The sequence below is a fragment of the Dechloromonas denitrificans genome, assembly GCF_020510685.1.
In the GTDB taxonomy this organism is placed as follows: Bacteria; Pseudomonadota; Gammaproteobacteria; order Burkholderiales; family Rhodocyclaceae; genus Azonexus; species Azonexus denitrificans_A.
The window spans coordinates 483,267-509,964 of sequence record NZ_CP075185.1; the positions used below are offsets into that span (position 1 = coordinate 483,267).

At 65.4% G+C, this 26,698-nt stretch carries 24 protein-coding genes; 18 read left to right on the forward strand and 6 right to left on the reverse strand.

Annotated elements, in window-relative coordinates:
• Window positions 1-9: 9 nt before the first annotated feature.
• From KI611_RS02410 to gluQRS, 9 genes are all read left to right on the forward strand, one after another.
• Window positions 10-963 (forward strand): ABC transporter permease, encoded by a 954-nt coding sequence (locus KI611_RS02410; protein WP_226418241.1) that lies wholly within the window; start codon window positions 10-12, stop codon window positions 961-963.
• A gap of 13 nt (window positions 964-976) precedes the next feature.
• Entirely contained in the window at window positions 977-1,873 is an 897-nt protein-coding gene (locus KI611_RS02415; protein WP_226418242.1) for an ABC transporter permease, read from the forward strand.
• A complete protein-coding gene (locus tag KI611_RS02420; RefSeq protein ID WP_226418243.1) occupies window positions 1,870-2,934 on the forward strand; it encodes an ABC transporter ATP-binding protein in 1,065 nt (354 codons plus the stop codon). Before KI611_RS02415 ends, KI611_RS02420 begins: the two co-directional genes overlap by 4 nt.
• On the forward strand, window positions 2,931-3,911 hold the full coding sequence (locus tag KI611_RS02425) for an ABC transporter ATP-binding protein (RefSeq protein WP_226418244.1): 981 nt from the start codon (window positions 2,931-2,933) through the stop codon (window positions 3,909-3,911). The genes KI611_RS02420 and KI611_RS02425 overlap by 4 nt, the downstream gene beginning before the upstream one ends.
• The gene (locus tag KI611_RS02430) at window positions 3,911-4,606 is read left to right on the forward strand and encodes a GntR family transcriptional regulator (protein WP_226418245.1); all 696 of its coding nucleotides are present in this window, start codon (window positions 3,911-3,913) and stop codon (window positions 4,604-4,606) included. Before KI611_RS02425 ends, KI611_RS02430 begins: the two co-directional genes overlap by 1 nt.
• Before the next feature lie 12 nt (window positions 4,607-4,618).
• On the forward strand, window positions 4,619-6,208 hold the full coding sequence (locus KI611_RS02435) for a gamma-glutamyltransferase family protein (protein WP_226418246.1): 1,590 nt from the start codon (window positions 4,619-4,621) through the stop codon (window positions 6,206-6,208).
• Between the two features lie 46 nt (window positions 6,209-6,254).
• Complete coding sequence (locus KI611_RS02440; RefSeq protein WP_226418247.1) at window positions 6,255-7,226, forward strand: bile acid:sodium symporter family protein; 972 nt, start codon at window positions 6,255-6,257, stop codon at window positions 7,224-7,226.
• A gap of 120 nt (window positions 7,227-7,346) precedes the next feature.
• On the forward strand, window positions 7,347-8,702 hold the full coding sequence (gene hflX / locus KI611_RS02445; RefSeq protein WP_226418248.1) for a GTPase HflX: 1,356 nt from the start codon (window positions 7,347-7,349) through the stop codon (window positions 8,700-8,702).
• Between the two features lie 20 nt (window positions 8,703-8,722).
• Window positions 8,723-9,670, forward strand: a complete 948-nt coding sequence (gluQRS, locus tag KI611_RS02450; protein ID WP_226418249.1) for a tRNA glutamyl-Q(34) synthetase GluQRS — start codon at window positions 8,723-8,725, stop codon at window positions 9,668-9,670.
• Here the strand turns inward: gluQRS and clsB are convergent.
• The 4 genes from clsB to KI611_RS02470 are packed head-to-tail and all read right to left on the reverse strand — an operon-like array spanning window position 9,645 to window position 13,205.
• Window positions 9,645-10,856, reverse strand: a complete 1,212-nt coding sequence (clsB, locus tag KI611_RS02455; RefSeq protein ID WP_226418250.1) for a cardiolipin synthase ClsB — start codon at window positions 10,854-10,856, stop codon at window positions 9,645-9,647. The genes gluQRS and clsB overlap by 26 nt on opposite strands.
• Complete coding sequence (locus tag KI611_RS02460; RefSeq protein WP_226418251.1) at window positions 10,846-11,604, reverse strand: endonuclease/exonuclease/phosphatase family protein; 759 nt, start codon at window positions 11,602-11,604, stop codon at window positions 10,846-10,848. Before KI611_RS02460 ends, clsB begins: the two co-directional genes overlap by 11 nt.
• A gap of 7 nt (window positions 11,605-11,611) precedes the next feature.
• Entirely contained in the window at window positions 11,612-12,709 is a 1,098-nt protein-coding gene (gene nadA, locus KI611_RS02465; protein ID WP_226418252.1) for a quinolinate synthase NadA, read from the reverse strand.
• A 43-nt stretch (window positions 12,710-12,752) separates the two neighbouring features.
• On the reverse strand, window positions 12,753-13,205 hold the full coding sequence (locus tag KI611_RS02470) for a rhodanese-like domain-containing protein (RefSeq protein WP_226418253.1): 453 nt from the start codon (window positions 13,203-13,205) through the stop codon (window positions 12,753-12,755).
• A 47-nt stretch (window positions 13,206-13,252) separates the two neighbouring features.
• On the opposite strand from KI611_RS02470, the gene KI611_RS02475 reads away from it, so the two are divergent.
• The 3 genes from KI611_RS02475 to KI611_RS02485 all read left to right on the forward strand — a co-directional run bounded on the left by KI611_RS02475 (window position 13,253) and on the right by KI611_RS02485 (window position 16,585).
• On the forward strand, window positions 13,253-14,425 hold the full coding sequence (locus tag KI611_RS02475) for a cation diffusion facilitator family transporter (protein WP_226418254.1): 1,173 nt from the start codon (window positions 13,253-13,255) through the stop codon (window positions 14,423-14,425).
• A gap of 186 nt (window positions 14,426-14,611) precedes the next feature.
• The gene (glnA, locus tag KI611_RS02480) at window positions 14,612-16,027 is read left to right on the forward strand and encodes a type I glutamate--ammonia ligase (protein WP_226418255.1); all 1,416 of its coding nucleotides are present in this window, start codon (window positions 14,612-14,614) and stop codon (window positions 16,025-16,027) included.
• Window positions 16,028-16,138: 111 nt separating this feature from the next.
• Complete coding sequence (locus tag KI611_RS02485) at window positions 16,139-16,585, forward strand: DUF4124 domain-containing protein (RefSeq protein ID WP_226418256.1); 447 nt, start codon at window positions 16,139-16,141, stop codon at window positions 16,583-16,585.
• An 89-nt stretch (window positions 16,586-16,674) separates the two neighbouring features.
• Here the strand turns inward: KI611_RS02485 and KI611_RS02490 are convergent, their stop codons facing one another.
• Window positions 16,675-19,815: an efflux RND transporter permease subunit gene (locus tag KI611_RS02490; protein ID WP_226418257.1), complete on the reverse strand. Its 3,141-nt coding sequence runs from the start codon at window positions 19,813-19,815 to the stop codon at window positions 16,675-16,677.
• Between the two features lie 3 nt (window positions 19,816-19,818).
• Window positions 19,819-20,907, reverse strand: coding sequence for an efflux RND transporter periplasmic adaptor subunit (locus KI611_RS02495; RefSeq protein WP_226418258.1), 1,089 nt, complete (start codon window positions 20,905-20,907; stop codon window positions 19,819-19,821).
• A gap of 90 nt (window positions 20,908-20,997) precedes the next feature.
• Between KI611_RS02495 and glnL the strand changes: the two genes are divergently transcribed.
• From glnL to KI611_RS02525, 6 genes are all read left to right on the forward strand, one after another.
• Window positions 20,998-22,068, forward strand: a complete 1,071-nt coding sequence (glnL, locus tag KI611_RS02500) for a nitrogen regulation protein NR(II) (RefSeq protein WP_226418259.1) — start codon at window positions 20,998-21,000, stop codon at window positions 22,066-22,068.
• Between the two features lie 49 nt (window positions 22,069-22,117).
• A complete protein-coding gene (gene ntrC, locus KI611_RS02505; RefSeq protein ID WP_226419863.1) occupies window positions 22,118-23,536 on the forward strand; it encodes a nitrogen regulation protein NR(I) in 1,419 nt (472 codons plus the stop codon).
• Window positions 23,537-23,617: 81 nt separating this feature from the next.
• Window positions 23,618-24,436: a biotin--[acetyl-CoA-carboxylase] ligase gene (locus tag KI611_RS02510; RefSeq protein WP_226418260.1), complete on the forward strand. Its 819-nt coding sequence runs from the start codon at window positions 23,618-23,620 to the stop codon at window positions 24,434-24,436.
• A complete protein-coding gene (locus KI611_RS02515; RefSeq protein ID WP_226418261.1) occupies window positions 24,433-25,167 on the forward strand; it encodes a type III pantothenate kinase in 735 nt (244 codons plus the stop codon). The genes KI611_RS02510 and KI611_RS02515 overlap by 4 nt, the downstream gene beginning before the upstream one ends.
• Window positions 25,168-25,258: 91 nt before the next feature.
• The gene (locus tag KI611_RS02520) at window positions 25,259-25,660 is read left to right on the forward strand and encodes a DUF350 domain-containing protein (RefSeq protein ID WP_226418262.1); all 402 of its coding nucleotides are present in this window, start codon (window positions 25,259-25,261) and stop codon (window positions 25,658-25,660) included.
• 17 nt (window positions 25,661-25,677) lie between these two features.
• Window positions 25,678-26,694 (forward strand): SPFH domain-containing protein, encoded by a 1,017-nt coding sequence (locus KI611_RS02525; protein WP_226418263.1) that lies wholly within the window; start codon window positions 25,678-25,680, stop codon window positions 26,692-26,694.
• The last annotated feature ends 4 nt before the right edge of the window (window positions 26,695-26,698 follow it).

A 26,698-nucleotide genomic window follows, 5' to 3' on the forward strand; every position in this document is an offset into this window, starting at 1 on the left:
AAGCGCCTCATGTTTGCCTACATCATCAAGCGTCTGATCTACGCCATCCCCATCGCGCTCAGCGTGACGGTGGTTTCCTTCGTGCTGGTCTATCTGGCACCGGGCGATCCGCTCAACGCCATCGCCCCGGCCGATGCGCCGGAAGAAGTCATCCAGGCCCTGAAGAGCGCCTACGGCCTCGACAAGCCGGTGCCGGTGCAATATGGCCTGTGGCTGCTGCGCGCCGTACAGGGCGACCTCGGCACCTCGATCGCCTCCGGCCGCGCCGTCACCGCCGAAGTCCTGAGTGCCGTCAGCAACACGCTGCTGCTCGCCGGCATGGCGGCGCTGGGCGGCGTGCTGATCGGCTGCATTCTCGGCGCGCTGGCCGGCTACCGCCACGGCACCTGGATCGACCGCGTCGCCACCGTGATCTCGGTGATCGGCGTCAGCATTCCCCACTACTGGCTCGGCCTGGTGCTGACCATTGTCTTCTCCATCTGGCTGCCCTGGTTTCCGGCCATGGGCGCCGGCCCCGGCGGTTCCTCGGAATGGCTGTGGGATGTCGAGCACATGCGCCACCTGGTGCTGCCGGCGCTGACGCTGTCGGTGATCCCGATGGGCATCATCACCCGCACCGTGCGCGCCCTGGTCGCCGACATGCTGGAGCAGGAATTCGTCACCGCGCTGCGCGCCCGTGGCCTCTCCGGCCTCGCCATCTTCCGCCACATCGCCAAGAACACCGCACCGACCGTGCTCGCCGTCGCCGGCCTGCAGATCGGCTACCTGATGGGCGGCTCGATCCTGGTCGAAACCGTCTTCGCCTGGCCGGGCACCGGCTTTCTGCTCAATACCGCGATCTTCCAGCGCGACATCCCGCTGCTCCAGGGAACCATCCTGGTGCTCTGCATGTTCTTCGTCGTCCTCAATCTGCTGGTGGACATCCTGCAACCGCTGATCGACCCGCGCATGGGTCGGAGCTGACCGGAGACTATCGATGTCCGCTACTCTCGAACTTTCCCTGCCAACGCCGGCAGTGGCCGCCCCGGCTCCGAGCCGCAGCTACTGGCTGGTCGTCTGGCGCCAGTTGCGGTGCGATCCGATGGCGCTGGCCGCCGGTCTGGTCCTGCTGATCATCATCGGCGCCGCCGTCTTCGCGCCCTGGCTGGCGCCGGCCGATCCCTACAAGGCGAGCATGCTGAAGCGCCTGCTGCCGATCGGCAGCCCCGGCTTCCTGCTCGGCACCGACGAACTCGGCCGCGACATGCTCTCCCGGCTGATGCACGGCGGCCGCCTGTCGCTGCTGATGGGCGTCGTACCGGTCCTCGCCGCCTTCGGCATCGGCACCACCATCGGCCTGTTGGCCGGCTACGTCGGCGGCAAGGTCAACATGATCATCATGCGGGTGCTTGACGTCTTTTACGCCTTCCCCTCGGTGCTGCTCGCCGTCGCCATCTCCGGCGCGCTCGGGCCGGGCATGAGCAACAGCCTGCTCGCCCTGACCCTGGTTTTCGTTCCGCAGGTGGTCCGGGTCGCCGAAAGCGTCACCACCCAGGTGCGCCAGCTCGACTACATCGAGGCGGCGCGGATGAGCGGTGCCGGCGCTTTCTCGATCATTCGCGTGCATGTCCTGGGCAATGTGCTCGGCCCGGTCTTCGTCTATGCCACCGGCCTGCTCAGCGTCAGCATGATCCTCGCCTCCGGCCTGTCCTTCCTCGGTCTCGGCGTCAAGCCGCCGGAGCCGGAGTGGGGCCTGATGCTCAACACGCTGCGCTCGGCGATCTACGTCAATCCCTGGATCGCGGCGCTGCCCGGCGCCCTGATCTTCGTCACCTCAATCGCATTCAATCTGCTGGCAGATAGCGTGCGCTCGGCCATGGACATCCGTCGATGACACAAACTACCCATTTCCCGCCGCCGATCCAGGATCGGGGCGGTCCCGCCCAGCCGCTGCTGGTGGTGCGCGACCTGAAAAAACACTTCGCCGTGCGCGGCAGCCCGCTTGAACGGAGCAAGAAGTTCGTCCATGCCGTCGATGGCGTCAGCTTCTCGGTGCCCAAGGGCAAGACGCTGGGCATCGTCGGCGAATCGGGCTGCGGCAAATCGACCACCGCCCGGCTGATCGCCCGGCTGATGGCGGCCGACGCCGGCAGCATGGTGTTCGACGGCGAAGGCGTCGAGGAATTCGGCGGCATCCGCCTGAAGGAATTCCGCCGCAACCTGCAGATGGTCTTCCAGGATTCCTTCGCTTCGCTCAACCCGCGCCTGACCATTGCCGAAACCATCGCCTACGGGCCGCGCGTCCATGGCATGCCGGCGGTCGAGGCGATGCGCCAGGCGCGCGACCTGCTGGCCCGGGTCGGGCTGGAGCCGGAGCAGTTCGCCAGCCGCTATCCGCACGAGCTCTCCGGCGGTCAGCGCCAGCGGGTCAATATCGCCCGGGCGCTGGCTTTCGATCCGCGCCTGGTCATCCTCGACGAAGCGGTGGCGGCGCTCGACAAGTCGGTCCAGGCGCAGGTCCTCAACCTGCTGCAGGAACTCAAGGCCGAGCGCCAGCTGACCTACCTGTTCATCTCGCACGACCTGCACGTCGTGCATTACATCTCCGATTACGTGATGGTGATGTACCTCGGCCAGGTGGTCGAAACCGGGCCGGTCGAGCGCATCTACGGCCAGGCGGCGCATCCCTACACGCGGGCGCTGCTCTCCGCCGTGCCGTCGATGGACCCGGACAACCGGACGCAGGCCTCGCCGCTGGCCGGTGATCCGCCCAACCCGATCAACCCGCCGAGCGGCTGCCGCTTCCGCGACCGCTGCCCGCATGCCCATCCGGTCTGCGCCAGCAAGGCGCCGGCGCTGATCGGCATCGCCGGCGAACCGGCGCATCAGGCCGCCTGCCATCTTAACGACCCGGCTTCCGGTCATCCCGCCGCCCTTACGGAGATTCAGCCATGACTACCCCCGTGGTTTCCCTGCAGGACCTGTCGGTGCAGTTTTGCGGCAGCCGCACCGCCAGCGCGCTGAACGAGGTCAATATCGAACTGGCGGCCGGCGAGGTGCTCGGCCTGCTCGGCGAATCCGGTTCCGGCAAGAGCGTCACGCTGCGCACGCTGCTGCGTCTGCATCCGGAACGGACGACCAAGGTCCAGGGCAGGATGCTGGTCGATGGCCAGGACGTGCTGGCCCTCAAGGGCCGCGCCCTCGATCTCTATCGCGGCGGCACGGTGTCGATGGTTTTCCAGGAGCCGGGCCTGGCTTTCGACCCGGTTTACACCATCGGCCAGCAGATCACCGAAGCGATCCGCGCCCACGCCGCGATCAAGGAAAGCGCCGCCCGCGCCCAGGCCCTGGCGATGCTTGAACGGGTGCAGATCCCGCAGGCCAAACGCCGTTTCGACGCCTATCCGCACGAACTGTCCGGCGGCATGCGGCAGCGGGCGATGATCGCCCTGGCGCTGGCCTGCCAGCCCAAACTGCTGCTCGCCGACGAGCCGACCACGGCGCTCGACGCCACGGTGCAGATCCAGATCTTGTTGCTGCTGCGCGAACTGCAGCGCGAAACCGGCATGTCGGTGATCTTCGTGACGCACGACATCGCCGCCGCCGTCGAGGTCGCCGACCGCATCGCCGTGATGTACGCCGGGCGCATCGTCGAGCAGGGGCCGGTCGGCCAGATCGTCCGCTCGCCGCGCCATCCCTACACCGCCGGCCTGCTCGCCGCCACGGTCGGCACCGAGAACCGCGGCCAGCCGCTGCTCGCGGTGCCCGGTTCGCCGCCCAACCTGGCCGCCTTGCCGCCCGGCTGCAGTTTTGCGCCGCGCTGCGCCCAGGCCAGCGAGCGTTGCCGGCGCGAGGTGCCGCCGCTGCAAACGCTGGGCAATCAGGCGCTGGCTTGCTGGCATCCGATCCAGCCGCTGGCGGAGGCTGCCTGATGAACAGCGATCCTGTCGAAGCCGGCCGTGGCCGGGGTGGTCTGGCCGACGATGTGTGCCGGCGCATCGCCGATGAAATCGTCCTCGGCAATCTGGCGCCGGGCAGCCGCCTCGATGAGGTCAGTCTGGCGGCGCGCTTCAATGTCTCGCGGACGCCGGTGCGCGAAGCCCTGAAACAGCTGGCCATCATGGGCCTGGTGGACACCCGGCCGAATCGCGGCTCGGTGGTGGCGGCGCTGAGCGTCGACCAGCTCGACCAGATGTTCGAGGCGATCGGCGAACTCGAAGCCGCCTGTGCCCGCCATGCCGCCTTGCGGATGACCGAGGCCGACCGGGCGCGGATGCTCGAACTGCACGCCGAGGGCCGGGCGGCGATGCAGGTCGGCGACATCGACCGCTACGACGCCGCCAACCTGGAGCTGCACGCCACGATCATCCGCGGTTGCTACAACCCGGTGCTGATCGAACTGGCGACCAGCCTGCGCCACCGCGTCTCGAGCTTTCGCCGGACGCAGTTCCGCAACGTCGAGCGGATGGGCGAATCCTTCGAGGAACACACGGTGATCGTCGAGGCCATCCTCGCCCACGACGTCATCACCACTTACCGGGAGATGCGCTCCCACCTGCTTTCGGCGCGCAGCGCGACGAACCGCGTCGCGCCGGCCTGGGCCGGCCCCAATACCAACGGCAAATAAACGGAGACCGTCATGAATCCCATCCTCGCCACCCGCGGCGCCGTCGTCGCCTCGCACTCGCTGGCTTCCCAGGCCGGTCTCGACATCCTGCGCGACGGCGGCAACGCCATCGAGGCGACCATCGCCGTCGCCGCCACGCTGGCCGTCGTCTATCCGCACATGACCGGCATCGGCGGCGACGGTTTCTGGCTGATGCATGCGCCGGGCCAGCCGATGCGCTCGATCGATGCCTGCGGCGCGGCCGGCGCCGGCGTGACGCGCGACCTCTACCAGACGCTGTCGAGCATTCCCTGGCGCGGCCCGCTGGCCGCCAATACGGTGGCCGGCACGCTGTCCGGCTGGGGCGCTGCCTATGAATTCAGCCGCCGCGAATGGGGCGGCCGGCTGCCTTTCGCCCGGCTGCTCGAAAGCGCCATCCACTATGCCCGCGAAGGCTTTCCGGTGACCCATAGCCAGGAAGAGAACACCCGCAACAAGCTGGCCGAACTGAACATGCAACCGGGTTTCGCCGCGGCTTTCCTGGCCGACGGCAAGGTTCCGTCCTACGGCCAGCGGCATCGTTTTCCGGCGCTGGCGGCGACGCTCGAACAACTGGCGCGGGCCGGTGCCGACGATTTCTATCGCGGCGAACTGGCGCAGCAGATCGGCGCCGATCTGGCCGCCGTCGGCAGCCCGCTCACTGCCGACGATCTCGCCCGGCACCAGGCCGAACTCAAGGTGCCGCTCGAAGTCCAGCTGTCCTGCGGCAAGGTCTACAACTTGGCGCCGCCGACCCAGGGCCTGGCTTCATTGCTCATCCTCGGCATCTACGATCGCATTCGCCAGGCCGGCTGGAATCCGGACAACGTCGCCGGCATCCACGCGCTGGTCGAAGCGACCAAGCAGGCCTTCATGCTGCGCGACAAGCACGTCACCGATCCGGCGGCGATGCAGATCGATCCGGCCAGCCTGCTCGGCGACTCGACGCTGGCCGCCCTGGCCGCCGCCGTGCCGCTCGACAAGGCCAGCCCGTGGCCGGCCCCCAACTCGGACGGCGACACCACCTGGATGGGCGTCGTCGATGGCGAAGGCCGTGCGGTGAGCATGATCCAGAGCATCTACTTCGAATTCGGCAGCGGCGTCGTGCTGCCGCAGACCGGCATCTGGTGGCAGAACCGCGGCTGTTCCTTCGACCTGCGGCCGAACCAGCTGCGCAGCCTGGCACCGGGGCGCAAGCCTTTCCACACGTTGAACCCGGCGATGGCCCGGCTAGCCGACGGCCGCCTGCTGGTGTACGGGACGATGGGCGGCGAAGGTCAGCCGCAGACCCAGGCGGCCGTCTTCGCGCGCTATGTCTGGGGCGGCCACAACGTCCGCTCGGCGGTGGCGGCGCCGCGCTGGCTGCTCGGGCGGACCTGGGCGGAGCAGAGCACGACGCTGAAGCTGGAGGCGCGCTATGCCCCCGAGATCGTCGCGGCGCTCCGTGCGATGGGCCACCCGGTCGAGGTGGTAGGCGCCTTCGACGAGCGCATGGGGCATGCCGGGGCGCTGGTGCTGCATCCCGACGGCTGGATCGAGGGCGGCGAAGATCCGCGCAGCGACGGCAGTGTGGCCGGCTGGTAAGGCAGGACTGGCGGACTTCTTCGAGCCTCAACAACAGGTCATTCAAATGAAATTCAAATTCGACTGGTTTCTCAAGGGCATGCTGATCGCCGTGGCGCTCGCCTTTCTCTGGCCGGCGCCCGGCGCCAAGGGCGGCTTCCTGCACCCGGAGCTGCTCAACAAGATCGGCATCGCGCTGGTCTTCTTCCTCAACGGCCTCGGCCTGTCGCTCGCCGCGTTGAAGGATGGCGCGCTGCGCTGGCGGGTCCATCTGCTGATCCAGGGTTGCACCTTCCTGGTCTTTCCGCTGCTCGGCTGGGGCCTGCTCAAGCTGAGCGGCGGCTGGCTGTCACCCGATCTGCAGACCGGCTTCTTCTATCTCTGCGCCTTGCCGTCGACCGTCTCGTCGTCGGTCGCGCTGACCGTTGCGGCGCGCGGCAACGTCCCGGTCGCCGTCTTCAACGCGACGCTGTCCAGCCTGATCGGCGTCGTCCTGACGCCGTTGTGGATGGCCTGGATACTCGGGCAGAGCGGCGGCGACTTCAACGTCGGGCCGGTGATCATCGACCTGCTGCTCTGGCTGGTCCTGCCGCTGGTCCTCGGGCAATTAGCGCGGCCGCTGCTGGCGACCTGGGCGACTCGCCACAAGGCGCGGATCCAGATCGTCGACCGGCTGACCATCCTGACGCTGGTCTACACCTCGTTCGCCGATACCGTGCAGCAGGGCGTCTGGTCGCACTACGGGCCGCTGGTGCTGGTCGAAACGGTGGTCGGCGCCAGCCTGCTGTTCTTCATCGTGCTCAGCCTCACCCGGTGGCTCGCCCGGGTCCTCGGCCTGCCGATGGCGGAGCAGATCGCGGCGGTGTTCTGCGGCTCGAAGAAGACGCTGGCCTCCGGGGTGCCGATGGCCCATCTGATCTTCGGCGCCAACCCGGCGCTCGGCCTGATCCTGCTACCGATCATGATCTATCACCCTCTGCAGCTGGCGGTCGGCGGCGTGCTGGCCCAGCACTGGGCTGGCCGGCCGGCCAGGGATTGAGGCGGCGGCCGGGCGCCTGGCGGCAGCACGGGCCAGGCGCCCGGCGCATACTGAATGCCGGCGGCGGGCGGATTGGCAGGTAATATCCGACTTCGCCCACTGCAGAGAAGCAATTCCCGAATGCCGATAGATGTAGAAGAAAAGCCCATGTACGCCGTCGTGGCGGCCGTTCAACTGCCCAGCGTCAGCGACGTCGAGTTCGAGGCCTCGCTCACCGAGTTGCGCGAACTGGCCAAAACGCTGGGTATCAAGGTGGTCCGCACCTTCGTCCAGAAACGCGCCAGTTTCGATACGACGGCCTACCTCGGGGTTGGCAAGCGGCAGGAAATCCATCACTACGTGAATCACGAAGCCGATTTCGCCGAGCTGGATGGCGCGGCGCCCGGCACGCCCAAGGCCGGTTTTCTCGAGATCGGGGCGATCCTTGTCGACCACGAGATCTCGCCGTCGCAGGCGCGCAATCTGGAGAAGGACGTCGGTTGCGAGGTGATGGACCGGACCATGGTCATCCTCGAAATTTTCCACCGCAACGCCCGCTCCCGTGCCGCCAAGGCGCAGGTCGAAATCGCCCGCCTCGGCTACATGGCGCCGCGCCTGCGCGAGGCGGCCAAGCTGGCCGGGCCGCAAGGCCGGCAGCGCAGCGGCGTCGGCGGCCGTGGGGCCGGCGAGTCGCACACCGAGCTGGATAAACGCAAGATCCGCGACCGGATCGCCGAACTGCAACAGGAAATCATCGCGATGGATGCCGAGCGCCAGACCCAGCGCGCCCGCCGGCAAGGTCGCCAGGAGCACGCCGGTGTCGCCCTGGTCGGCTATACCAATGCTGGCAAGTCCACACTGATGCGCGCCCTGACCGGCAGCGAGGTGCTGGTCGCCAACAAGCTGTTCGCCACCCTCGACACCACGGTGCGCGCCCTCCACCCGGAGAGCGTGCCGCGCGTGCTGGTCAGCGACACCGTCGGCTTCATCAAGAACCTGCCGCACGGCCTGGTCGCCTCGTTCAAATCGACGCTCGACGAGGCGCTGGATGCCTCGCTGCTGCTCCACGTCATCGACGCCAGCGATCCCGGTTTCGAACGCCAGCTCGAAGTCACCGACGAAGTGCTGGCCGAAATCGACGCCGATGCCGTGCCGCGCCTGCGCATCTTCAACAAGATCGACCACGTCGGCGATGAAGCGGCCCAGGCCGAGTGCACGGCGGCCCTGCGGGCGAAGTATCCGGACTGCATCGTGATGAGCGCCCGCCGGCCGGACGAGGTCGCCAGCCTCCGCCAGACCATCGTCGCCTTTTTCCAGAAGGATCTGGTCGAGGACGAACTCTTCCTGTCCTGGTCGGCGCAGCAACTGCGCGGCGAGATCTACGCCAACTGCGAGGTGCTGGAAGAACGCGCCGACGGCGACGGCGCCTTTTTCCGCGTGCGCTGCGAGGGCAGTGTCCTGCAGCGGCTGCGCGAACAGTTCGCGCAGCCGCGCTGAACAGGTGTCCGGAAATCTCCATGAATGCCAGTTCACAGGTTTCGCCGGCAATCGGCACCCCTAAGAACTATCGCGGCCGTTTCGCCCCGTCGCCGACCGGCCCGCTGCATTTCGGCTCGCTGATCGCCGCCGTCGGCAGCTATCTCGACGCCCGTAGCCAGGGCGGCGAATGGCTGGTCCGCATGGAGAACATCGATACGCCGCGCAACGTGCCGGGCGCGGCCGAGCAAATCCTCGCCACGCTGGAAGCTTTCGGCTTCGAGTGGGATGGCCCGGTGCTCTGGCAAAGCCGGCGCCGCGAGGCGTACCAGGCGGCGCTGGAAAGCCTGACAGCGGCCGGGCTGGTTTATGGCTGTGCCTGTTCGCGCAAGGAAATCGCCGATTCGGCCGGGCGCCCGGCGATTGACGGCGGCTTGGCCTACCCGGGGCTTTGCCGCACTGGCCTGCCGCCCGGGCGGGCGGCACGGGCCTGGCGGCTGCGGGTCGATGACCGGGAGATCGCCTTCACCGATCGGCTGCAGGGCCGGATCAGCCAGCACCTCGAACGCGACGTCGGCGATTTCGTGCTGCTCAGGGCCGACGGTTTGTTCGCCTATCAACTGGCGGTGACCGTGGACGACCATTTCCAGGGCATTTCCGATATTGTGCGCGGTGCCGATCTGCTGGCGTCGACGCCGCGCCAGATCTGGTTGCAGCGTTGCCTGGGTTTTGCCGAACCGCGCTATGCCCACTTGCCGGTGGCGAGCAATGCGGCCGGCGAGAAGCTCTCCAAGCAGACGCTGGCACCGGCGCTGGCGACCGACCGGGCGGCGGCCGAACTGGTCGCTGCCTTGTGCTTTCTCGGCCAGGCGGCACCGGCCGAACTGGCCGGCGCGCCGCTCGCCGAAGTCTGGGCCTGGGCCTTTGCCAACTGGGTCTTTGCCGCCATTCCGCGGCTGCCCGCTATTCCTCTGTCGGCTCCGGGCTGACGCCCGGCGTTTCTTCGTCGGCCCGCCAGTGCTTGGGTCCGTAGCCGGTCAGGCCGACCAGGATGCGGACCAGGCCGTAACTCAGCCAGCGCATGAAGTGGGAATGCCAGGGCTGGCGACTCAGGTCGTCGCGGCGAATTTCCCGGCCGCCGGAGGTCAGGGCCGCCTTGATGCTGGCCTGCAGCTGACCGGCGAACACCGCGTCGTGGATGACCAGATTGGCTTCCTTGGCGAGCAACAGGCTGAACGGGTCGATATTCGACGAGCCGACGGTGGCCCACTGACCGTCGATCACCGCCACCTTGGCGTGCATGAAGCTCTTTTCGTACTCGAAGATCCGGATGCCCTGCTCCAGCGTTACCGCATAGAGCGCCTGGGTCGCGAAGCGGAGCATCGGGTGGTCGGTCTTGCCCTGGGCCAGGATGGTGATGGCCACGCCGCGCCGGGCGGCGGCCTGTAGCGCCAGGCCGAAACGGAGGCCGGGCAGGAAGTAGGCGTTGGCGATCAGTATTTCGTGCTGCGCCGTGTTGATGGCGCGCAGGTAGGCGTGGATGATGTCGTTGCGGTGCCGGATATTGTCGCGGATCAGGAAGGCGGCCGATTGCGAGCCGCTGACCTCGGCCGGCGGCAGCAGCGGCGGGTCGAGCCGGAAACGGCGCTTGAAATTGACCCACGAAACGATTTCCCACATCCGGCGAACCGCGTGGTGCATCGGGCGCAAGACCGGGCCCTCGATGCGGACCGCGTAGTCGTAGCGCGGCCGCATCTCTTCCGGGGCGTTGTCGTCGTCGATGATGTTGATGCCGCCGACAAAGGCGATCCGCGCGTCGATCACCACCAGCTTGCGGTGCAGGCGGCGCAGCCGGTGGCGGCGCATGTGAAAGCGCCCGATTTCCGGCCGGTAGAGCATGGCGCGAACGCCGGCGGCGGTCAGCCGCGGCAGGAAGTCGGCGGTGAAATTCCGCGCGCCGAAGCCGTCGACCGTGACATTGACCTGGACGCCGCGCGCTGCAGCGCGGCAGAGCGCCGCGGCGACTTCGTGGCCGACCGGGTCGGCGGCGAAAATATAGCTTTCGAGGAAAATTTCGAGCGCCGCCGCGTCGATGGCGGCGAGCAGGGCAGGGAAGTACTCCGCCCCCGAGTTGAGCAGCGTCAGTCGGTTGCCCGGCAGGAATTCAGGCGACATCTCGCGTCAGATGGGCCGACAGTGCGGCGTGGTCGGAGATGGCCGACCACGGCTGGCCGAAATGCACCTCGGTGCGCTGCACCGCGAAGCCGCGCACGTAGATACGGTCGAGCCGGAACATCGGCCGCGCCGCCGGGAAACTGCACACCGGCCGCCCGGCTCCGTGGCTGAACACTTCGCTCAGGCCGAGGCGCTGGGCCAGCTGGCCGTTGGCCCGGTTGTTCCAGTCGTTGAAATCGCCGGCGATGATCAGCGGCGCGTCCGGTTCGGCCATGTTCTCCAGGTATTTGGCCAGGGCGCCCATCTGCTTGCGCCGGGAATAGCCGAACAGCGACAGATGGACACAGACGCAATGGGCCGCGGGACCATTCGGCAAGTCGATCCGGCAATGCAGCAGGCCGCGTTTTTCGAACTTCAGGTGCGTCACGTCCTGATTGTGCGAGTGCAGGATCGGAAAGCGCGAGAGGATCGCGTTGCCGTGGTGGCCATGGTCGTAGATCATATTGCGGCCATAGGCCGAAGCCTGCCAGATGTCCTCGGCGAGAAATTCATGCTGCGCTTCGGCCGGCCAGTTGTCGTGGGTTTCGGCGTGACCGATATGCAGCCCCTGGACTTCCTGCAGAAAAACGATGTCCGGATTGAGATGGCGCAGCCGCTCGCGCAACTCGTGCACCATCATCTTCCGGTTGAATTGCGAAAAGCCTTTGTGGATGTTGTAGGTGGTGACGTGCAGGGCTGGTTGGGTCATCGCCAGCTCAGGAGATTTCGAGCATGCGGTCGAGGGCCAGCTTGGCCAGCTTGGCCTCGTGTTCCGGAACCTTGATCTGATTGACGATCTTGCCCTCGGCCAGATTCTCCAGCGTCCACGCCAGATGCTGCGGATCAATGCGCTGCATCGTCGAGCACATGCAGACGGTGGTCGCCATGAACTGGACGATCTTGTTCTGCGGCAAAACTTCTTTCGCCAGCCGGTCGACCAGGTTCAGCTCGGTGCCGACCAGCCAGCGCGTGCCTGCCGGCGCTTCCTTGATGGTCTTGACGATGTGTTCGGTTGAGCCGACATAATCGGAAGCGGCGCAGACTTCGAAATTGCATTCCGGGTGGGCGATCACCTTGCCCTCCGGGTACTTGGCGCGGAAGGCGTCGATCTGCGACTTCTGGAACATCTGGTGCACCGAGCAGTGGCCCTTCCAGAGCAGGATCTTGGCCTTCTTGATCTGCGCCGGAGTCAGACCGCCGAGTTCGAGGTCGGGATCCCAGACGACCATCTCGTCCATCGGAATGCCCATGTTGTGGCCGGTCCATCGGCCGAGATGCTGGTCGGGGAAGAACAGCACTTTCGGGCGGCGGGCGAAGGCCCATTTGGCGATGGTGCCGGCATTCGACGACGTGCACACGATGCCGCCGTGTTCGCCGCAGAAGGCTTTCAGGTCGGCTGCCGAGTTGATGTAGGTGACCGGTGTCACTTCTTCCTCGGCATTCAGCACCGAGTTCAGTTCGCGCCAGCAGCGTTCCACCTTGGCCAGGTTGGCCATGTCGGCCATCGAACAGCCGGCGGCGAGGTCGGGCAGAATGGCGACCTGGTGCGGCGCGGTCATGATGTCGGCGACTTCGGCCATGAAATGCACGCCGCAGAAAATCACGTATTCCGAATCGGTCTGCGCGGCGAGCTTCGAGAGCTTCAGCGAATCGCCAGTCAGATCGGCATATTGGTAGATGTCGGCGCGCTGGTAATGGTGGCAGAGGATGACCGCCTTCTTGCCGAGCTTGGCGCGGGCAACCCGGATGCGTTCCTGGCAGGCGTCGTCGGAGAGCTTGTTGAAGGGGTCGAAAGCAATTGTCGCTGTGTGCATGCTGGTCTCTGAAAAAGCGGGCTCTGCGGCCCGGTGAGGTGAATTATCCCTGATGCCAGGGCAGGCCGGCTCGCCGCCAGCCTCCGATGTTGTTGCGCTGGCCGTTGGCATCCTTGTCGCCTTCGAAGCCTTCGAGGATGTTGTAGCTGTTGGCGTAGCCGGCTTCGGTCGCGGCCGTCGCCGCGGCGACCGAACGGACGCCGCTGCGGCAGAGAAAGAGCACGGCGGCTTCCGGATCGACCTGGCGTTGCAGTTCGGCGAGAAAGTTCGGATTGCGGATGCCGCCGGGGTACTGGTTCCATTCGATTTCGACGGCGCCCGGTACGCGGCCAACCCAGTCCTGCTCGGCGCGTGTGCGGACATCGACGAGCCGGGCGCCGGGGGCGAGGCGGAGCAGGTCAAAAGCCTCCTGCGGCGTCAGTTCGCCGTTGTAGGCGCGCCCCAGAGCCTGGCTGCGGGCCTGGGCCAGGGTAAGGATCTCGGTTAACTTTCCCATAATCAATGGCTGCTAGAATCGTGGCCCGACAGTATAGGGCAGACAACATGGAACACGGACAACCCCCGCAAACACAGGCCTCGCCGGCCGACCGGGCGGTCGAGGCGCAACGCGCTACCTGGGTCAGCGTCGCAGTCAATCTGGTGATGACCGTGGTGCAGTTGCTGGTCGGCTGGCTGGCCCACTCGCAATCGCTGGTCGCGCACGGGCTGCATTCGTTCTCCGATCTGCTGTCGGATTTCCTGGTTATCTACGCCAGTCGGGAGAGCGCCCATCCGGCCGACCAGTCGCATCCCTACGGCCATGCCCGCGTCGAAACCGCGGCCACGCTGCTCCTCGGCGTATCGCTCAGCTTGATCGGCGGCGGGATCCTGTGGGAATCCGGCATGCGTCTGCAGCACATCGAGGCGCTGCCGGCGGTCGAGTTTTCGGCCTTCTGGGTGGCGGTGGCGACCGTCGTTTCCAAGGAGGTGCTCTATCGCTACCTGATCAAGGTCGCCGAACGGCTGCGTTCCCAACTGATGATCGCCAATGCCCTGCACACGCGGGCCGATGCGGCGTCGGCGCTGGTCGTCGTGGTCGGTATCGGTGGCGCGCTGCTTGGCTGGTCCTTTCTCGACCTGCTGGCGGCGGCGCTGATGGGTTTCATGATCCTGCGCATGGGCGCCGGCCTGGCCTGGGGAGCGATCAAGGAGCTGATCGATACCGGGCTGGACGAGGCGCAGGTCGACGCCATCCGCCTGAGCTTGCTGGCGACGCCCGGCGTGCGCGGCTTGCACGAACTGCGGACGAGGCGCATGGCGCATCAGGCGCTGGTCGATGCGCATGTCCAGGTCGATGCCCGGATCAGCGTTTCGGAAGGCCACCGCATTGCCGAATCGGCGCGCGCCAGGGTTTTGCGCGAGCACCCCGAGGTCCTCGATGTGCTGGTCCATATCGACCCGGAAGATGATTTCGATCCCGATCAGATGGTGGTCCGCCTGCCATCCCGTGAAGTCTTGTTGCAGGAATTGAAACCGCTGCTCGCTGAACTGCCCGAGCCGGAAAAGATCGTGCTGCATTACCTAGGTGGCGGAGTCGAAGTCGAGGTGTTTCTCGGTCACGCCTTTTTCGAGAACGGCGAGGTCTTGCGCCGGGCCGAATCGGTGGTTGCGGCCCGTCTGCATGAACATCCGACAATCCGCGCGGTGTCCTTGAATTGCATGATTGCACCAATATAGTGCGTATTGTTCTTGTTGGCACAAACTTGGTGCGTTAATTTCTTGCTTAAACCCTGTATCTCCTTGTGGCAAAATACAAAGTCTAGCTGCCGGACTTTGGCACGCTTTCTGCTAATTTCCCCGCGTTGAAATTTTTTATTGGCGCCGGATCAACCGGCACCCTGTTTTCTTAGGAGACTTACGCTCATGGCAACCCCGCAAGACGTGATGAACATGGTCAAGGAAAACGACGCCAAGTTCGTCGATTTCCGTTTTACCGATACCCGCGGCAAGGAACAGCACGTCACCGTGCCGGTCTCCGCTTTTGACGAAGACAAGTTTGAAAACGGCCACGCTTTCGACGGTTCCTCCATTGCTGGCTGGAAGGGCATTCAAGCTTCCGACATGCAACTGATGCCGGATCCCGCCACCGCCTACATCGACCCGTTCTTCGACGAAACCACCATCGTCATCACCTGCGACGTCGTCGACCCGGCCGATGGCCGTGGCTACGACCGCGACCCGCGCTCGATCGCCAAGCGCGCCGAAGCCTACCTGAAGTCTTCCGGCATTGGCGACACCGCCTACTTCGGTCCGGAACCCGAATTCTTCATCTTCGACTCCGTCGAGTGGAACGTCGACATGTCGGGCTGTTCGCTGAAGATCTACTCGTCCGAAGCGGCCTGGACCTCCGGCGAGAAGACCGAAGGCGGCGGCGGCACGGGTCACCGTCCGACCGTCAAGGGCGGCTACTTCCCGGTTCCCCCGGTCGACAGCCTGCACGACATCCGTTCCGCCATGGTGCTGACCCTGGAATCCCTGGGCGTGCCGGTTGAAGTTCACCACCACGAAGTCGCCACTGCCGGTCAGTGCGAAATCGGTACCGTGTTCTCGACCCTGGTCAAGCGTGCCGACTGGACCCAGATCCTGAAGTACGTGGTGCACAACGTTGCCCACCAGTACGGCAAGACCGCCACCTTCATGCCGAAGCCCATCGTTGGCGACAACGGTTCCGGCATGCACGTTCACCAGTCGATCTGGAAAGACGGCAAGAACCTGTTCGCCGGCGACGGCTATGCCGGTCTGTCGGAAATGGCCCTGTTCTATATCGGCGGCATCATCAAGCACGCCAAGGCCCTGAACGCCATCACCAACCCGGGCACCAACTCCTACAAGCGTCTGGTTCCGCACTACGAAGCACCGGTCAAGCTGGCTTACTCCGCCAAGAACCGTTCCGCTTCCATCCGCATCCCGTACGTTGCCTCGACCAAGGCCCGTCGTATCGAAACCCGCTTCCCGGATCCGATCGCCAACCCGTACCTGTGCTTCTCGGCGCTGATGATGGCCGGTCTGGATGGTATCCAGAACAAGATCCACCCGGGCGACCCGGCTGACAAGAACCTGTACGATCTGCCGCCGGAAGAAGACGCGCTGATCCCGACCGTCTGTGCCTCCCTGGAAGAAGCCCTGGATGCGCTGGACAAGGATCGCGAGTTCCTGACCCGTGGCGGTGTCTTCTCCAACGACTGGATCGATGCCTACCTCAGCCTGAAGATGGAAGAAGTGAACAAGGTTCGCATGACCACCCACCCGGTGGAGTTCGACCTGTACTACTCCTGCTAAGCGGTTCAGTAGCCAATAAAGGGCGGGTTTTCCCCGCCCTTTTTTTGTGCACTTTTCGGCGCGCCGGCCGTTAAGTCCGGTACACTAAATCGGTTACGAGGATCGATGACGATGACACGCAGTGCCCTTGCTTTACTGATTGCCACGCTGGCCGTTCCGGCCTCGGCGCAGACCATTTACAAATGTATCGATGCCAATGGTGGAACGCTGATTTCCAATGCGCGTGTCGACAAGAACTGCAAGGCTATCGTCAGCGGCCCGGAATCGACGATTCCCGCGCCCAAGGCCAGGCCGGCGGGGGGCGCTGCCAACCCGACGCCATCCAGTTTTCCGCGGGTGCAGGAAGATACCCAGAAGGCGCGCGACGGCGACCGTCGGCACATTCTCGAACAGGAACTGGCCGGCGAGCAGCGCAACCTCGATCTGGCGCGCAAGGACCTCAGCGAGCAGGAAGGTCTGCGTGGTCCGGCCGATCGTCTGGCCCCCTATCGTGACCGGGTTGGGCAACATGAGCGCAACATCCAGGCGATCCAGAAGGAACTGGGCAACCTTCGCTAGCTGTTAATCGATAGTCGTTGGTTGTTAGCTGAAATTGGGGGGCGCTGTGGCGCCCCTTGTTGTTGCCAAAGACTACCGACCAATAACCATCAACTAGCTTTCACCTTGTACCAGGCGGCGTACAGGGCCGGCAGGAAAATCAGGGTGAGCGCCGTGGCGACGATCAGGCCGCCCATGATGGCGACCGCCATCGGCCCGAAGAAATCGTTGCGCGACAGCGGAATCATCGCCAGCACGGCGGCCGCGGCGGTCAGCACGATCGGCCGGAAACGCCGGACGGTCGATTCGACGATCGCTTCCCAGCGCGGCTTGCCGGCCGCCATGTCCTGTTCGATCTGGTCGACGAGGATCACCGAGTTGCGCATGATCATGCCGAACAGCGCAATGCTGCCGAGCAGCGCCATGAAGCCGAACGGTTGATTGAAGACGAGCAGGAACAGCGCAATGCCGATGATGCCGAGCGGCGCGGTCAACAACACCATGACGACCCGCGAAACGCTCTGCAACTGGATCATCAGGATGGTGATCACGGCGAGCAGGAAGATCGGGATGCCGGCGATGACCGAGGTCGAACCCTTGGCCGATTCCTCGACCGAGCCGCCGGTGACGATCCGGTAGCCCTCGGGCAGCGCCGCCTGGACGGTGGCGATTTCCGGGGCGAGGCGGTCGACGATGGTGGCCGGCTGCGTCTTGCCATACAGGCTGCCGCGCACGGTGATCGTCGGCAGGCGGTCGCGGCGCCAGATCAGGCCGGGTTCGAAATCGTATTTGAGGCGGCCGATCTGGCTCAGCGGTACGCTCTTGCCGCTCCGCGTCGGCACGGCCAGATCGGGCAAGGCGGCGAGATGGGTCCGCTCCTCGCGGTCGCCGCGCAAGACGACATCGATGCTCTTCTCGCCCTCGCGGTAGCTGGTCACCGTATAGCCATTCAGCGACATGTTGAGCAGCGCCGCCAGGTCCTGGCTGGAGACGCCGAGCAGGCGCGCCTTGTCCTGGTCGATCTCGATGTCGACGGCTTTCGAGAGTTCGCTCCAGTCGAAATTGACGTTGGAAATCTCCGGGTTCTTGCGCATGATTTCGGCGACCTGGTCGGCGGTCTTGCGCAGCGTCGCGAGATCCTCGCCGGAGACGCGGAACTGGATCGGATAGCCGACCGGCGGCCCGTTCTCGATCCGGCTGATATTGCCGCGGGCGCTGAAGCTGGCGCTGTCGAACAGTTTGATCAACCGGCTGCGCAAGGCTTCGCGGGCTTCGACACTGCGCGCTACGATGACCAGCTGGCTGACGTTGCTGGCCGGCAGCTGCTGATCGAGGCCGAGGTAGTAGCGCGGTGAGCCCGAACCGACGTAGGTGATGTAGTGCTCGAACTGGTCGAACTCCTGCTTGTCCTTGTCCAGCCAGGCTTCCAGCTGCTTCGTTTCGGCATCGGTGGCGCTCACCGAAACGCCCTCCGGCAGACGCATTTCGACGGTCAGTTCGAGGCGCGTCGAGTTCGGAAAGAACTGCTTTTGCACCTTGCCCATGCCGACGATTGCCAGGGCAAACAGCGCGACGGTGATGCCGATGATCAGCCAGCGCCGCCTGACGCACCAGTCCACCAGGTGGCGGAAGCGGGTGTAGAAAGGCGTGCCATAGACGTCATGGTCGGCGCCGTGGGTGCCGCCGCCCAGGCCGAGCTTGGCGAGGCGGTGGGCGAGGCGCGGCAGGTGGCGTTCGAGCCGGCCGGGTTGACGCGGGGCGCGCGGATTGGGCAGCAATTTGTAGCCCAGCCACGGAATGGCGACGACCGCTGCCAGCCACGAAATGAGCAGGGCGACCGCATTGATCTGGAAAAAGGCGAAGGCATATTCACCGGTCGCCGACTTGGCCAGCGCAATCGGGATGAACCCGGCGACGGTGACCAGCGTGCCGGAGAGCATCGGCCCGGCCGTGCTGGTATAGGCGAACGAGGCGGCGCGGGTCCGTTCCCAGCCCTGCTCCATCTTCACCCACATCATCTCGACGGCAATGATCGCATCGTCGACCAGCAGGCCGAGGGCGAGCACCAGCGCGCCGAGCGAAACCTTGTGCAGGCCGACGTTGAAGAGGTTCATGGCGAGGAAAGTGGCGGCCAGCACGAGGGGGATGGCAATGGCGACGACCATGCCGGTGCGCAAGCCGAGACTGATGAAGGTGACCAGCAGGACGACCAGGATCGCCTCGGCCAGCGCATGCGTGAATGCCGCGACCGAGCGCTTGACGGCGGCCGGCTGACTGGCCGATTCGCTGATTTCAACGCCGAGCGGCAGCGTGGCATTGAGCGCCGCGATGCGGGCGTCGAGCGCCTTGCCGAGCACGATGATGTCGCCGCCCTTGCTCATCGAGACGCCGATCGCCAGCGCCTGCTTGCTGTTGAAGCGGACCCGGGTGGTCGGTGGGTCGCTGGTGCCGCGTCGGACGGTGGCGATGTCGCCGAGCCGGAAACTGCGGCTGCCCGAGCGGATCAGCGTATCGGCGACGGCCTGTACGGTATCGAAGGCGCCGCCCGGACGAATCTGGATGCGCTCGCTCTCGGTCTCGAAAAAGCCGGCGCCGCCGACGGCGTTCTGCTGGCTGAGCGCCTGAACGATGACCGACTGGTCGATGCCGAGCGTCGCCAGTTTGGTATTCGACAGTTCGATGAAGATCTTTTCGTCCTGAATCCCGAAAATCTCCACCTTGCCGACATTCGGCAGGCGCAGCAGGTCGTCGCGGATGCGCTCTGCCGTGTCCTTGAGCTGCGGGTAATCGAGCCCTTCGGCGGTCAGCGCGTAAATGTTGCCGAACACATCGCCGAATTCGTCGTTGAAATAAGGGCCCTGAACGCCGCTCGGCAGCGTCTGGCGGATGTCGCCGATCTTCTTGCGGACCTGGTAATAGACGTCGGGAACGGCGGCTGGCGGGGTGCTGTCCTTGGCGACGAACATCACCGTCGATTCGCCGGGTCGGGAATAGCTCGAGACGCGTTCGATGAAGGGCGTTTCCTGCAGCTTCTTCTCGATCTTGTCGGTGACCTGCTGTTCCATCTGGCGGGCTGTGGCGCCCGGCCACAGGGTGCGGATCACCATCACCTTGAAGGTGAAGGGCGGGTCCTCGGCCTGACTCAGCTTGCCGTAGGCAAAAATGCCCATCAACGCGATGGCGAACAGGAAATAGCCGACCAGCGTGCGGTGATGCAGCGTCCAGTCGGAAAGGTTGAAGCGCTGGCTCACGATCTAGCGCTGCCGGGCCGGCGGGGTGACCGGCTTGGCGTCCACGCTTTGCCCGGCGACCAGCCGGCCGGCGCCGGCCGCGACGACCAGCTCGCCGGCCTGCAGCCCGGCGGCGACCAGGGCGCCATCTTCGCGGTAGCCGGCCAGCTTGACCGGCCGCGGCTTGGCCTGGCCGTCGCTGACTACCCACACCGTCGGCCCGTCGCCGCGGTCGATCACCGCGCCGAGCGGGACGAGCAGGGCCGCATCGTCGGCGCCATCGAGCGCGACACGGGCCGTCATGCCGAGCTTGAGGCCGGGCGGCGGGTTGTTGATCCGGATGCGCGCCGCGTAGGTCCGGGTCGCCGGGTCGGCGGCCGGTGCCAGTTCGCGCAATTCGCCGCTCATCCGGCTGTCCTGGTCGGCCCACAGCAGGACGGCAATGGCCTTGGCCGCCTTCAGTTCGGCCAGCCGGCTTTCCGGGATGGCGATGGCGACTTCCTTTTCCTCCGGCCGGGCCAGCCGGAAAACCGCCTGGCCGGCACTGAGCACCTGCCCGGCTTCGGCCAGTACGGCAGTGACGATGGCCGGGAATTCGCTGCTCAAGGTGCCGTAAGTGCTCTGGTTGCCGCTGATCCGGCTTTGCGAGCGGGCTTGTTCGAGGCGGCCGCGGGCGCCGCTGAGGGCGTTTTCCTTGGCCTCGAAAGCCGCCTGGCTGACGAACTTTTTGGCGATCAGTCCGGCGTAGCGTTCGCGTTCGGCGCCGGTCGTGGCGAATTCGCTCTCGGCGGCCGTCAGTTGGGCGCGGGCGGCGCTGGCCGCCAGTTCGAGATCGGCCGGGTCGAGTCTGGCCAGCGGCTGGCCGGCCTTGATTTCGGCGCCGGCATCGACCAGGCGGGCGGCCAGCTTGCCGCCGACCCGGAAGGCCAGGTCGAACTCGTGGCGGGCGCGAATTTCGCCGGTATAGACGCTGCTGGTGCGGGACGCCGGGGCGGCTGGCTGGACGAGCACGCTGCGCGCCACCGGGGGCGGAGCGACATCGCTGCCGCAGCCGGCCAGCAGGGTGGCTGCGACGAGGCTCAGCGAAACGGAAAGCGGGGCAATCTTGTGCATGATCCTGGGCCGAAGGCAAGAGTGCGGATGATAATGAACGATCGGTCAGTAACGCAAGTTGTCCTGATGGGGGAGGGGCAAATAGCTACAATGACGAACATGAATGTCACCCACGCTTCCTTCGCCGGCCTCGATCTGCTGGCTTCGGCGGTGCTGCTGATCGATGATGGGCAGCTCATCCGCTATATCAACCCGGCTGGCGAAAACCTGCTGGCGGTCAGCGGTCGTTCGGTGGTCGGCAAGACCCTGGCGGTTGTCTGCACCTGTTCGGCCACGCTGCAGTCGGCGCTCGACAACGGCCTGCAAAACAACTGGGGCTACACCGGCCAGAATATCCAGTTGAAGCGCAGCGACGGCGAGACGCTGCATCTCAATTGCACGGTGACGCCCTTGCGCCCCGATTTGGCCGGCGGCGTCCGCCTGCTGCTCGAATTGCAACCGATCGAGCATCATCTGGCGGCGACCCGCGAGGAACGCCTGATCGAGCAGCAGCAGGCGAGCCGCGAACTGATCCGCAACCTGGCCCACGAGATCAAGAACCCGCTGGGCGGCATCCGCGGTGCTGCCCAGTTGCTGGAACACGAACTGGCCAACCCGTCGCTCAAGGAATACACCCAGGTCATCATCAAGGAAGCTGACCGCCTGCAGGATCTGATGCAGCGCCTGCTGACGCCGCACCGAGCGATGCTGCCGACGACGGTGAATATCCATGAAATCCTCGAACGGGTGCGCAGCCTGCTGACCGCCGAATTTCCCGGCTCGCTGGAAATCGCCCGCGACTACGACACCAGCCTGCCGGAACTGGTCGGCGACCGCGAGCAGTTGATCCAGGCGGTGCTGAACATTGCCCGCAATGCCGCCCAGGCGATGCATGGCGAAGGCGAAATCGTGCTGCGCACGCGTTCCTTGCGTCAGGTGACGCTGGCCAAGAAGCGTTACCGGCTGGCCATGGAAATCAAGGTCATCGACAACGGCCCGGGGATTCCCGAGGATATTCGCGAACGCATGTTCTACCCGCTGGTTTCCGGTCGCGAGGGCGGTAGCGGACTGGGGCTGACCATTGCCCAGAACTTCATCCAGCACCACCACGGGACGATCGATTGTTTCAGCCAGCCCGGCAACACGATTTTCACGTTGCGCCTGCCGGTCGAGCAGGCCTGAGTTTTGCTAGTGTGTTGGTCATACTAACGAAGAAATGAGCCAACAGAATATGAAACCGGTCTGGATCGTGGACGATGATCGTTCAATTCGCTGGGTGCTGGAAAAAACCCTGACCCGCGAGGGCATTCCGTTCAAGAGTTATGCCTCGGCCAGCGAAGCCATTTCGCAGCTCGAACAGGGCGTCGAGCCGCCGCAGGTGCTGATGTCGGATATCAGAATGCCCGGCCAGTCCGGCCTGGAGCTGCTGCAGGAGGTGAAGACCCGCTTCCCGTCGGTGCCGGTGATCATCATGACGGCTTTTTCCGACCTCGAAAGCGCGGTCGCGGCTTTCCAGGGCGGCGCCTTCGAATACCTGCCCAAGCCCTTCGATGTCGATCAGGCGGTGGAGCTGATCCGGCGGGCGATCGACGAATCGATGCACCAAAGCGGTGCGCTTGAAGAAGAAGGGCTGGTTCCGGAAATTCTCGGCCAGGCGCCGGCCATGCAGGAGGTCTTCCGGGCCATCGGCCGCCTGGCGCTGTCGCATGCGACGGTGCTGATCAATGGCGAATCGGGCTCCGGCAAGGAACTGGTGGCGCGCGCCCTGCACCGGCACAGCCCGCGCTCGGAAAAGCCGTTCATCGCGATCAACACGGCGGCCATTCCGAAGGACCTGCTCGAGTCGGAACTGTTCGGCCACGAGCGGGGCGCTTTTACCGGCGCCCAGGCGCAGCGCCGCGGACGCTTCGAACAGGCCGAAACCGGCACGCTGTTCCTCGATGAAATCGGCGACATGCCCTCCGAATTGCAGACCCGTCTGCTGCGCGTGCTGTCCGACGGCCATTTCTACCGGGTCGGCGGTCATTCGCCGATCAAGGCCAATGTCCGGGTGATCGCCGCGACCCACCAGAATCTCGAAACCCGGGTCAAGGAAGGCCTGTTCCGCGAAGACTTGTTCCATCGCCTGAACGTCATCCGCATTCGTCTGCCGTCGCTGCGCGAGCGGCGCGAGGACATTCCGCTGCTGACCCGCCACTTCCTGCAGAAGAGCGCCCGCGAACTGGGGGTCGAGGCCAAGCGCCTGTCCGATGCGGCGCTGAAATATCTGAACGGTCTCGATTTTCAGGGCAACGTTCGCCAGCTGGAAAACCTCTGTCACTGGCTGACCGTGATGGCCCCCGGTCAGCAGGTCGAAATCGGCGATCTGCCTGGCGAACTGCGCGAATCGATTCCGATGGCCCTGGCTTCCGACTGGGAAAGCGCGCTGGAAGGCGAAGTCGACCGTTTGCTGGCGCGCGGCGTGCCGGATGTCCATGGCGTGCTGGCCCAGACCTTCGAGCGCATCCTGATTTCGCGCGCCCTGGCCCATACCGGCGGCCGGCGGATCGAAGCGGCGCAGGCGCTGGGGATCGGCCGCAACACGATCACCCGCAAGATCGCCGAACTGGGCATCGACGGCGGCAAGGAGGCGGCGGCCACCGCCGAATAAGCTTCTTTTGCCTGCCGAGCGGCGTTGTCGTTGCCCGGCATGGTGTGCGGTGATTGTCGTCGGGACGGGTAAAATTCGGCCATGGCCCTGATCGATCCTGTTCTACTCAAAGCCCGGCTGGGTTTCCTGGCCGGGCGCTTCGATGTCGATGCGTTGGACGAATGCGATTCGACCAATAGCGAATTGATGCGGCGCGCCGAACACGGCGCCCCGGCCGGCACGGTGATCGTTACCGACCGGCAGAGCGCCGGGCGCGGGCGGCGTGGCCGCAACTGGTTGTCGGCTCCCGAATCGAGCCTGACCTTTTCCCTGCTCTGGCGTTTTTCCGGGCCGCTCGGCCGCCTCAGCGGCTTGTCGCTGGCGGTTGGCGTGGCCGTCGCCAAGGCTCTCGAAGGCCTCGGCGCGCAAGGGGTTTGCCTGAAGTGGCCGAACGACGTGCTGCTGCAAACCGGCGAGGGCCATGCCAAGCTGGCCGGCATTCTGGTCGAGCTGGCCGGCGACCGGCGCGGCACCCAGGCGATCATCGGTATCGGCATCAATCTGGCGCCACCGGACGGCGACCTGGCGCAACCGGCCGCCGCCTTGAGTCAGGCCGGTCATAGCGTGGCCGACCGGCATGTCATTCTGGCCGCCGTCCTGAGCGAACTGGCTGGCGTGCTGGAAACGTTTGCGCTCGAAGGATTTGCCGGGCTGAAAGCCGACTGGCAGCAACGCAACGCCTGGCAGGACCTGCCGGTGCAGATTCTCGGCGAAGGTGCGGCCCCGCTGGTCGGCCGTTGCCTGGGCGCCGATGAAGATGGCGCCCTGCTGCTCGAAACGGCGGCCGGCATCGAGCGGATTTTCTCGGGTGACGTCAGCCTCCGCCCCGTAGGAAGTACCCTTGGGGGACGCTCCGCATGATCGTTTGCCTGGACAGCGGCAACAGCCGTATCAAATGGGGCATCCATGACGGCCGGACGTGGCTCGCCCAGGGCGCGGCAAGCCATGCCGACAGTGCCCAACTGGCCGCTCTGCCGGCCGCCTGGCCGCTGCCGGAACAGGTGTTGCTGGCCAATGTGGCGGGTGATGGCGCGGCACAGCGCATCCGCGAGCTACTGCCGGCATGGTCGCCGCTGCTACGCGAAGTCAGTCCCGAATTCAGGCGGGCCGGCGTGACCAATCTCTACCAAAGCCCCGGACGCCTCGGCGTTGACCGCTGGTGTGCGCTGATCGGCGCGCGCCGCCTCGGCCGTGCCGCCTGTCTCGTGGTGATGGCCGGCACGGCGACCACCATCGACACGCTCGATGCCGCCGGCAATTTCCTCGGCGGCTTCATTCTGCCGGGCAGCCACCTGATGCGCCGTGCCCTGGCCCGCGACACGGCCGGGCTGCCCTTTGCCGACGGGCACTACGCCGTCCATCCGCGGTGTACCGACGATGCCATCGTCAGCGGGGCGCTCGAAGCGCAGGCTGGGGCGATCGAGCGGGCATTCGGCCGTCTGCCCGGCGGCGATGGCGTCTGCCTGCTGTCCGGCGGCAATGCCGGCGAGCTGGCCGATCGTCTTGTCATACCCCATGTGCTGGTCGAAAATCTCCCGCTCGAAGGCTTGTTGCAGATCGCCCTCGACCACGGCAAGGCGCCGGAAGGCTAGGCGATTCCAGCGTTTCCCGGCGCGCCTGACTTGAATTAACTTGGCTAAACCATGACAATCCGCTGCTCTTGCACCGCCTCCGGGAGATAACATGTTCGATCCGGTACTCAGCAGTTTGCCGGCATTTGCCAGCTTTTTCCTGACCGCAGTCGCGCTTCTCGCGGTGTTTCTCGGCCTCTATGTTTTTGTTACGCCGTACAGCGAACTGCGGCTGATCGGCGAGGGCAACACGGCGGCCGCCGTTAGTCTCGGCGGCGCCGTCATCGGCTTCGCCCTGCCGATCGCCGTGGCCGTTGCCACCAGCCACAATCTCTACGCGATGTTCGGCTGGGGCGTAGTGGCCTGCGTCGTCCAATTGCTGACCTTCAGCGCGGCCCGTCTGGCGCTGCCGACGATCAACCACAACATTCCCCAGGACAAGCTGGCTTCGGGGATTTTTCTTGCATCGCTCTCGATCGGCGTCGGCATTCTGAACGCCGGCTGCATCGCCTGATCATTCAAGGAGGCTACATGGCACTGATGGATTTCATCAAGAAACAGTTTATCGACATCCTGCAATGGACCGAGGATGCCGACGGCACGCTGGCCTGGCGTTTTCCGATGCAGGAAATGGAAATCCAGAACGGTGCCAGCCTGACCGTGCGCGATTCGCAACTCGCCCTCTTCGTCAATGAAGGCACGGTGGCCGACGTCTTCGGCCCCGGCATGTACAAGCTGACGACGCAGACGCTGCCGGTCCTGACCTACCTGAAGAACTGGGACAAGCTGTTCGAATCCCCGTTCAAGTCCGACCTTTACTTCTTCTCGACGCGTCACCAGCTCGACCAGAAATGGGGCACGCCGAATCCGATCACCATCCGCGACAAGGAATTCGGCATCGTCCGGATGCGCGCCTTCGGCATCTACAGCTACCACCTGAGCGACGCCAAGACTTTCTACCAGAAGATTTCCGGCACCCGCGACAGCTACGGCCGCGAGGAACTCGAAGGCCAGTTGCGCAACAGCATGGTGGCCGGCCTGACTGACCTGTTCGGCGAGTCGGGCGTTTCCTTCGTCGACATGGCGGGCAATCAGGACGAGTTTGGCGCTGCCATGCTCTTCAAAATGAAGCCGCTGTTCGCCGAATACGGCCTGATCCTCGATTCGCTGGTCGTCCAGAACGTCTCGCTGCCGGAAGAGCTGCAGAAGATCCTCGACCAGAAAATCGGCATGAACATGATCGGCGACATGGGTCGCTACACCCAGTACCAGGTCGCCAACGCCATTCCGGAAGCGGCGAAGAACGAGGGCGGCATGGCCGGCATGGGCGTCGGCCTTGGCGCCGGGGTCGGCTTCGGCCAGGTCATGGGCCAGGCGATGGCCGCCGCCATCCCGTCGGTGCCGGCTGCCGCGCCGGGCGTCGCGTCTGTGTCGGCCGACGAGGTCGTCGCGACCCTGGAGAAATTGCATGGGTTGGTCGAGAAGGGCATCCTCACGAAAGAGGAGTTCGAGGCCAAGAAAGTCGAATTGCTCAAGAAACTGACCTGATCGG

What these genes read in the sequence shown, in the direction of transcription:
- KI611_RS02420 (WP_226418243.1), top strand. Translation starts at nt 1,870, where the DNA reads ATGACACAAACTACCCATTTCCCGCCGCCGATCCAGGATCGGGGCGGT.
- KI611_RS02485 (WP_226418256.1), top strand. Translation starts at nt 16,139, where the DNA reads ATGACACGCAGTGCCCTTGCTTTACTGATTGCCACGCTGGCCGTTCCG.
- KI611_RS02520 (WP_226418262.1), top strand. Translation starts at nt 25,259, where the DNA reads ATGTTCGATCCGGTACTCAGCAGTTTGCCGGCATTTGCCAGCTTTTTC.
- KI611_RS02525 (WP_226418263.1), top strand. Translation starts at nt 25,678, where the DNA reads ATGGCACTGATGGATTTCATCAAGAAACAGTTTATCGACATCCTGCAA.
- KI611_RS02425 (WP_226418244.1), top strand. Translation starts at nt 2,931, where the DNA reads ATGACTACCCCCGTGGTTTCCCTGCAGGACCTGTCGGTGCAGTTTTGC.
- KI611_RS02475 (WP_226418254.1), top strand. Translation starts at nt 13,253, where the DNA reads ATGGAACACGGACAACCCCCGCAAACACAGGCCTCGCCGGCCGACCGG.
- KI611_RS02440 (WP_226418247.1), top strand. Translation starts at nt 6,255, where the DNA reads ATGAAATTCAAATTCGACTGGTTTCTCAAGGGCATGCTGATCGCCGTG.
- glnL (WP_226418259.1), top strand. Translation starts at nt 20,998, where the DNA reads ATGACGAACATGAATGTCACCCACGCTTCCTTCGCCGGCCTCGATCTG.
- nadA (WP_226418252.1), bottom strand. Translation starts at nt 12,709, where the DNA reads ATGCACACAGCGACAATTGCTTTCGACCCCTTCAACAAGCTCTCCGAC.
- hflX (WP_226418248.1), top strand. Translation starts at nt 7,347, where the DNA reads ATGCCGATAGATGTAGAAGAAAAGCCCATGTACGCCGTCGTGGCGGCC.
- KI611_RS02415 (WP_226418242.1), top strand. Translation starts at nt 977, where the DNA reads ATGTCCGCTACTCTCGAACTTTCCCTGCCAACGCCGGCAGTGGCCGCC.
- ntrC (WP_226419863.1), top strand. Translation starts at nt 22,118, where the DNA reads ATGAAACCGGTCTGGATCGTGGACGATGATCGTTCAATTCGCTGGGTG.
- KI611_RS02435 (WP_226418246.1), top strand. Translation starts at nt 4,619, where the DNA reads ATGAATCCCATCCTCGCCACCCGCGGCGCCGTCGTCGCCTCGCACTCG.
- KI611_RS02460 (WP_226418251.1), bottom strand. Translation starts at nt 11,604, where the DNA reads ATGACCCAACCAGCCCTGCACGTCACCACCTACAACATCCACAAAGGC.
- glnA (WP_226418255.1), top strand. Translation starts at nt 14,612, where the DNA reads ATGGCAACCCCGCAAGACGTGATGAACATGGTCAAGGAAAACGACGCC.
- KI611_RS02410 (WP_226418241.1), top strand. Translation starts at nt 10, where the DNA reads ATGTTTGCCTACATCATCAAGCGTCTGATCTACGCCATCCCCATCGCG.
- KI611_RS02430 (WP_226418245.1), top strand. Translation starts at nt 3,911, where the DNA reads ATGAACAGCGATCCTGTCGAAGCCGGCCGTGGCCGGGGTGGTCTGGCC.
- KI611_RS02470 (WP_226418253.1), bottom strand. Translation starts at nt 13,205, where the DNA reads ATGGGAAAGTTAACCGAGATCCTTACCCTGGCCCAGGCCCGCAGCCAG.
- clsB (WP_226418250.1), bottom strand. Translation starts at nt 10,856, where the DNA reads ATGTCGCCTGAATTCCTGCCGGGCAACCGACTGACGCTGCTCAACTCG.
- KI611_RS02515 (WP_226418261.1), top strand. Translation starts at nt 24,433, where the DNA reads ATGATCGTTTGCCTGGACAGCGGCAACAGCCGTATCAAATGGGGCATC.
- gluQRS (WP_226418249.1), top strand. Translation starts at nt 8,723, where the DNA reads ATGAATGCCAGTTCACAGGTTTCGCCGGCAATCGGCACCCCTAAGAAC.
- KI611_RS02495 (WP_226418258.1), bottom strand. Translation starts at nt 20,907, where the DNA reads ATGCACAAGATTGCCCCGCTTTCCGTTTCGCTGAGCCTCGTCGCAGCC.
- KI611_RS02510 (WP_226418260.1), top strand. Translation starts at nt 23,618, where the DNA reads ATGGCCCTGATCGATCCTGTTCTACTCAAAGCCCGGCTGGGTTTCCTG.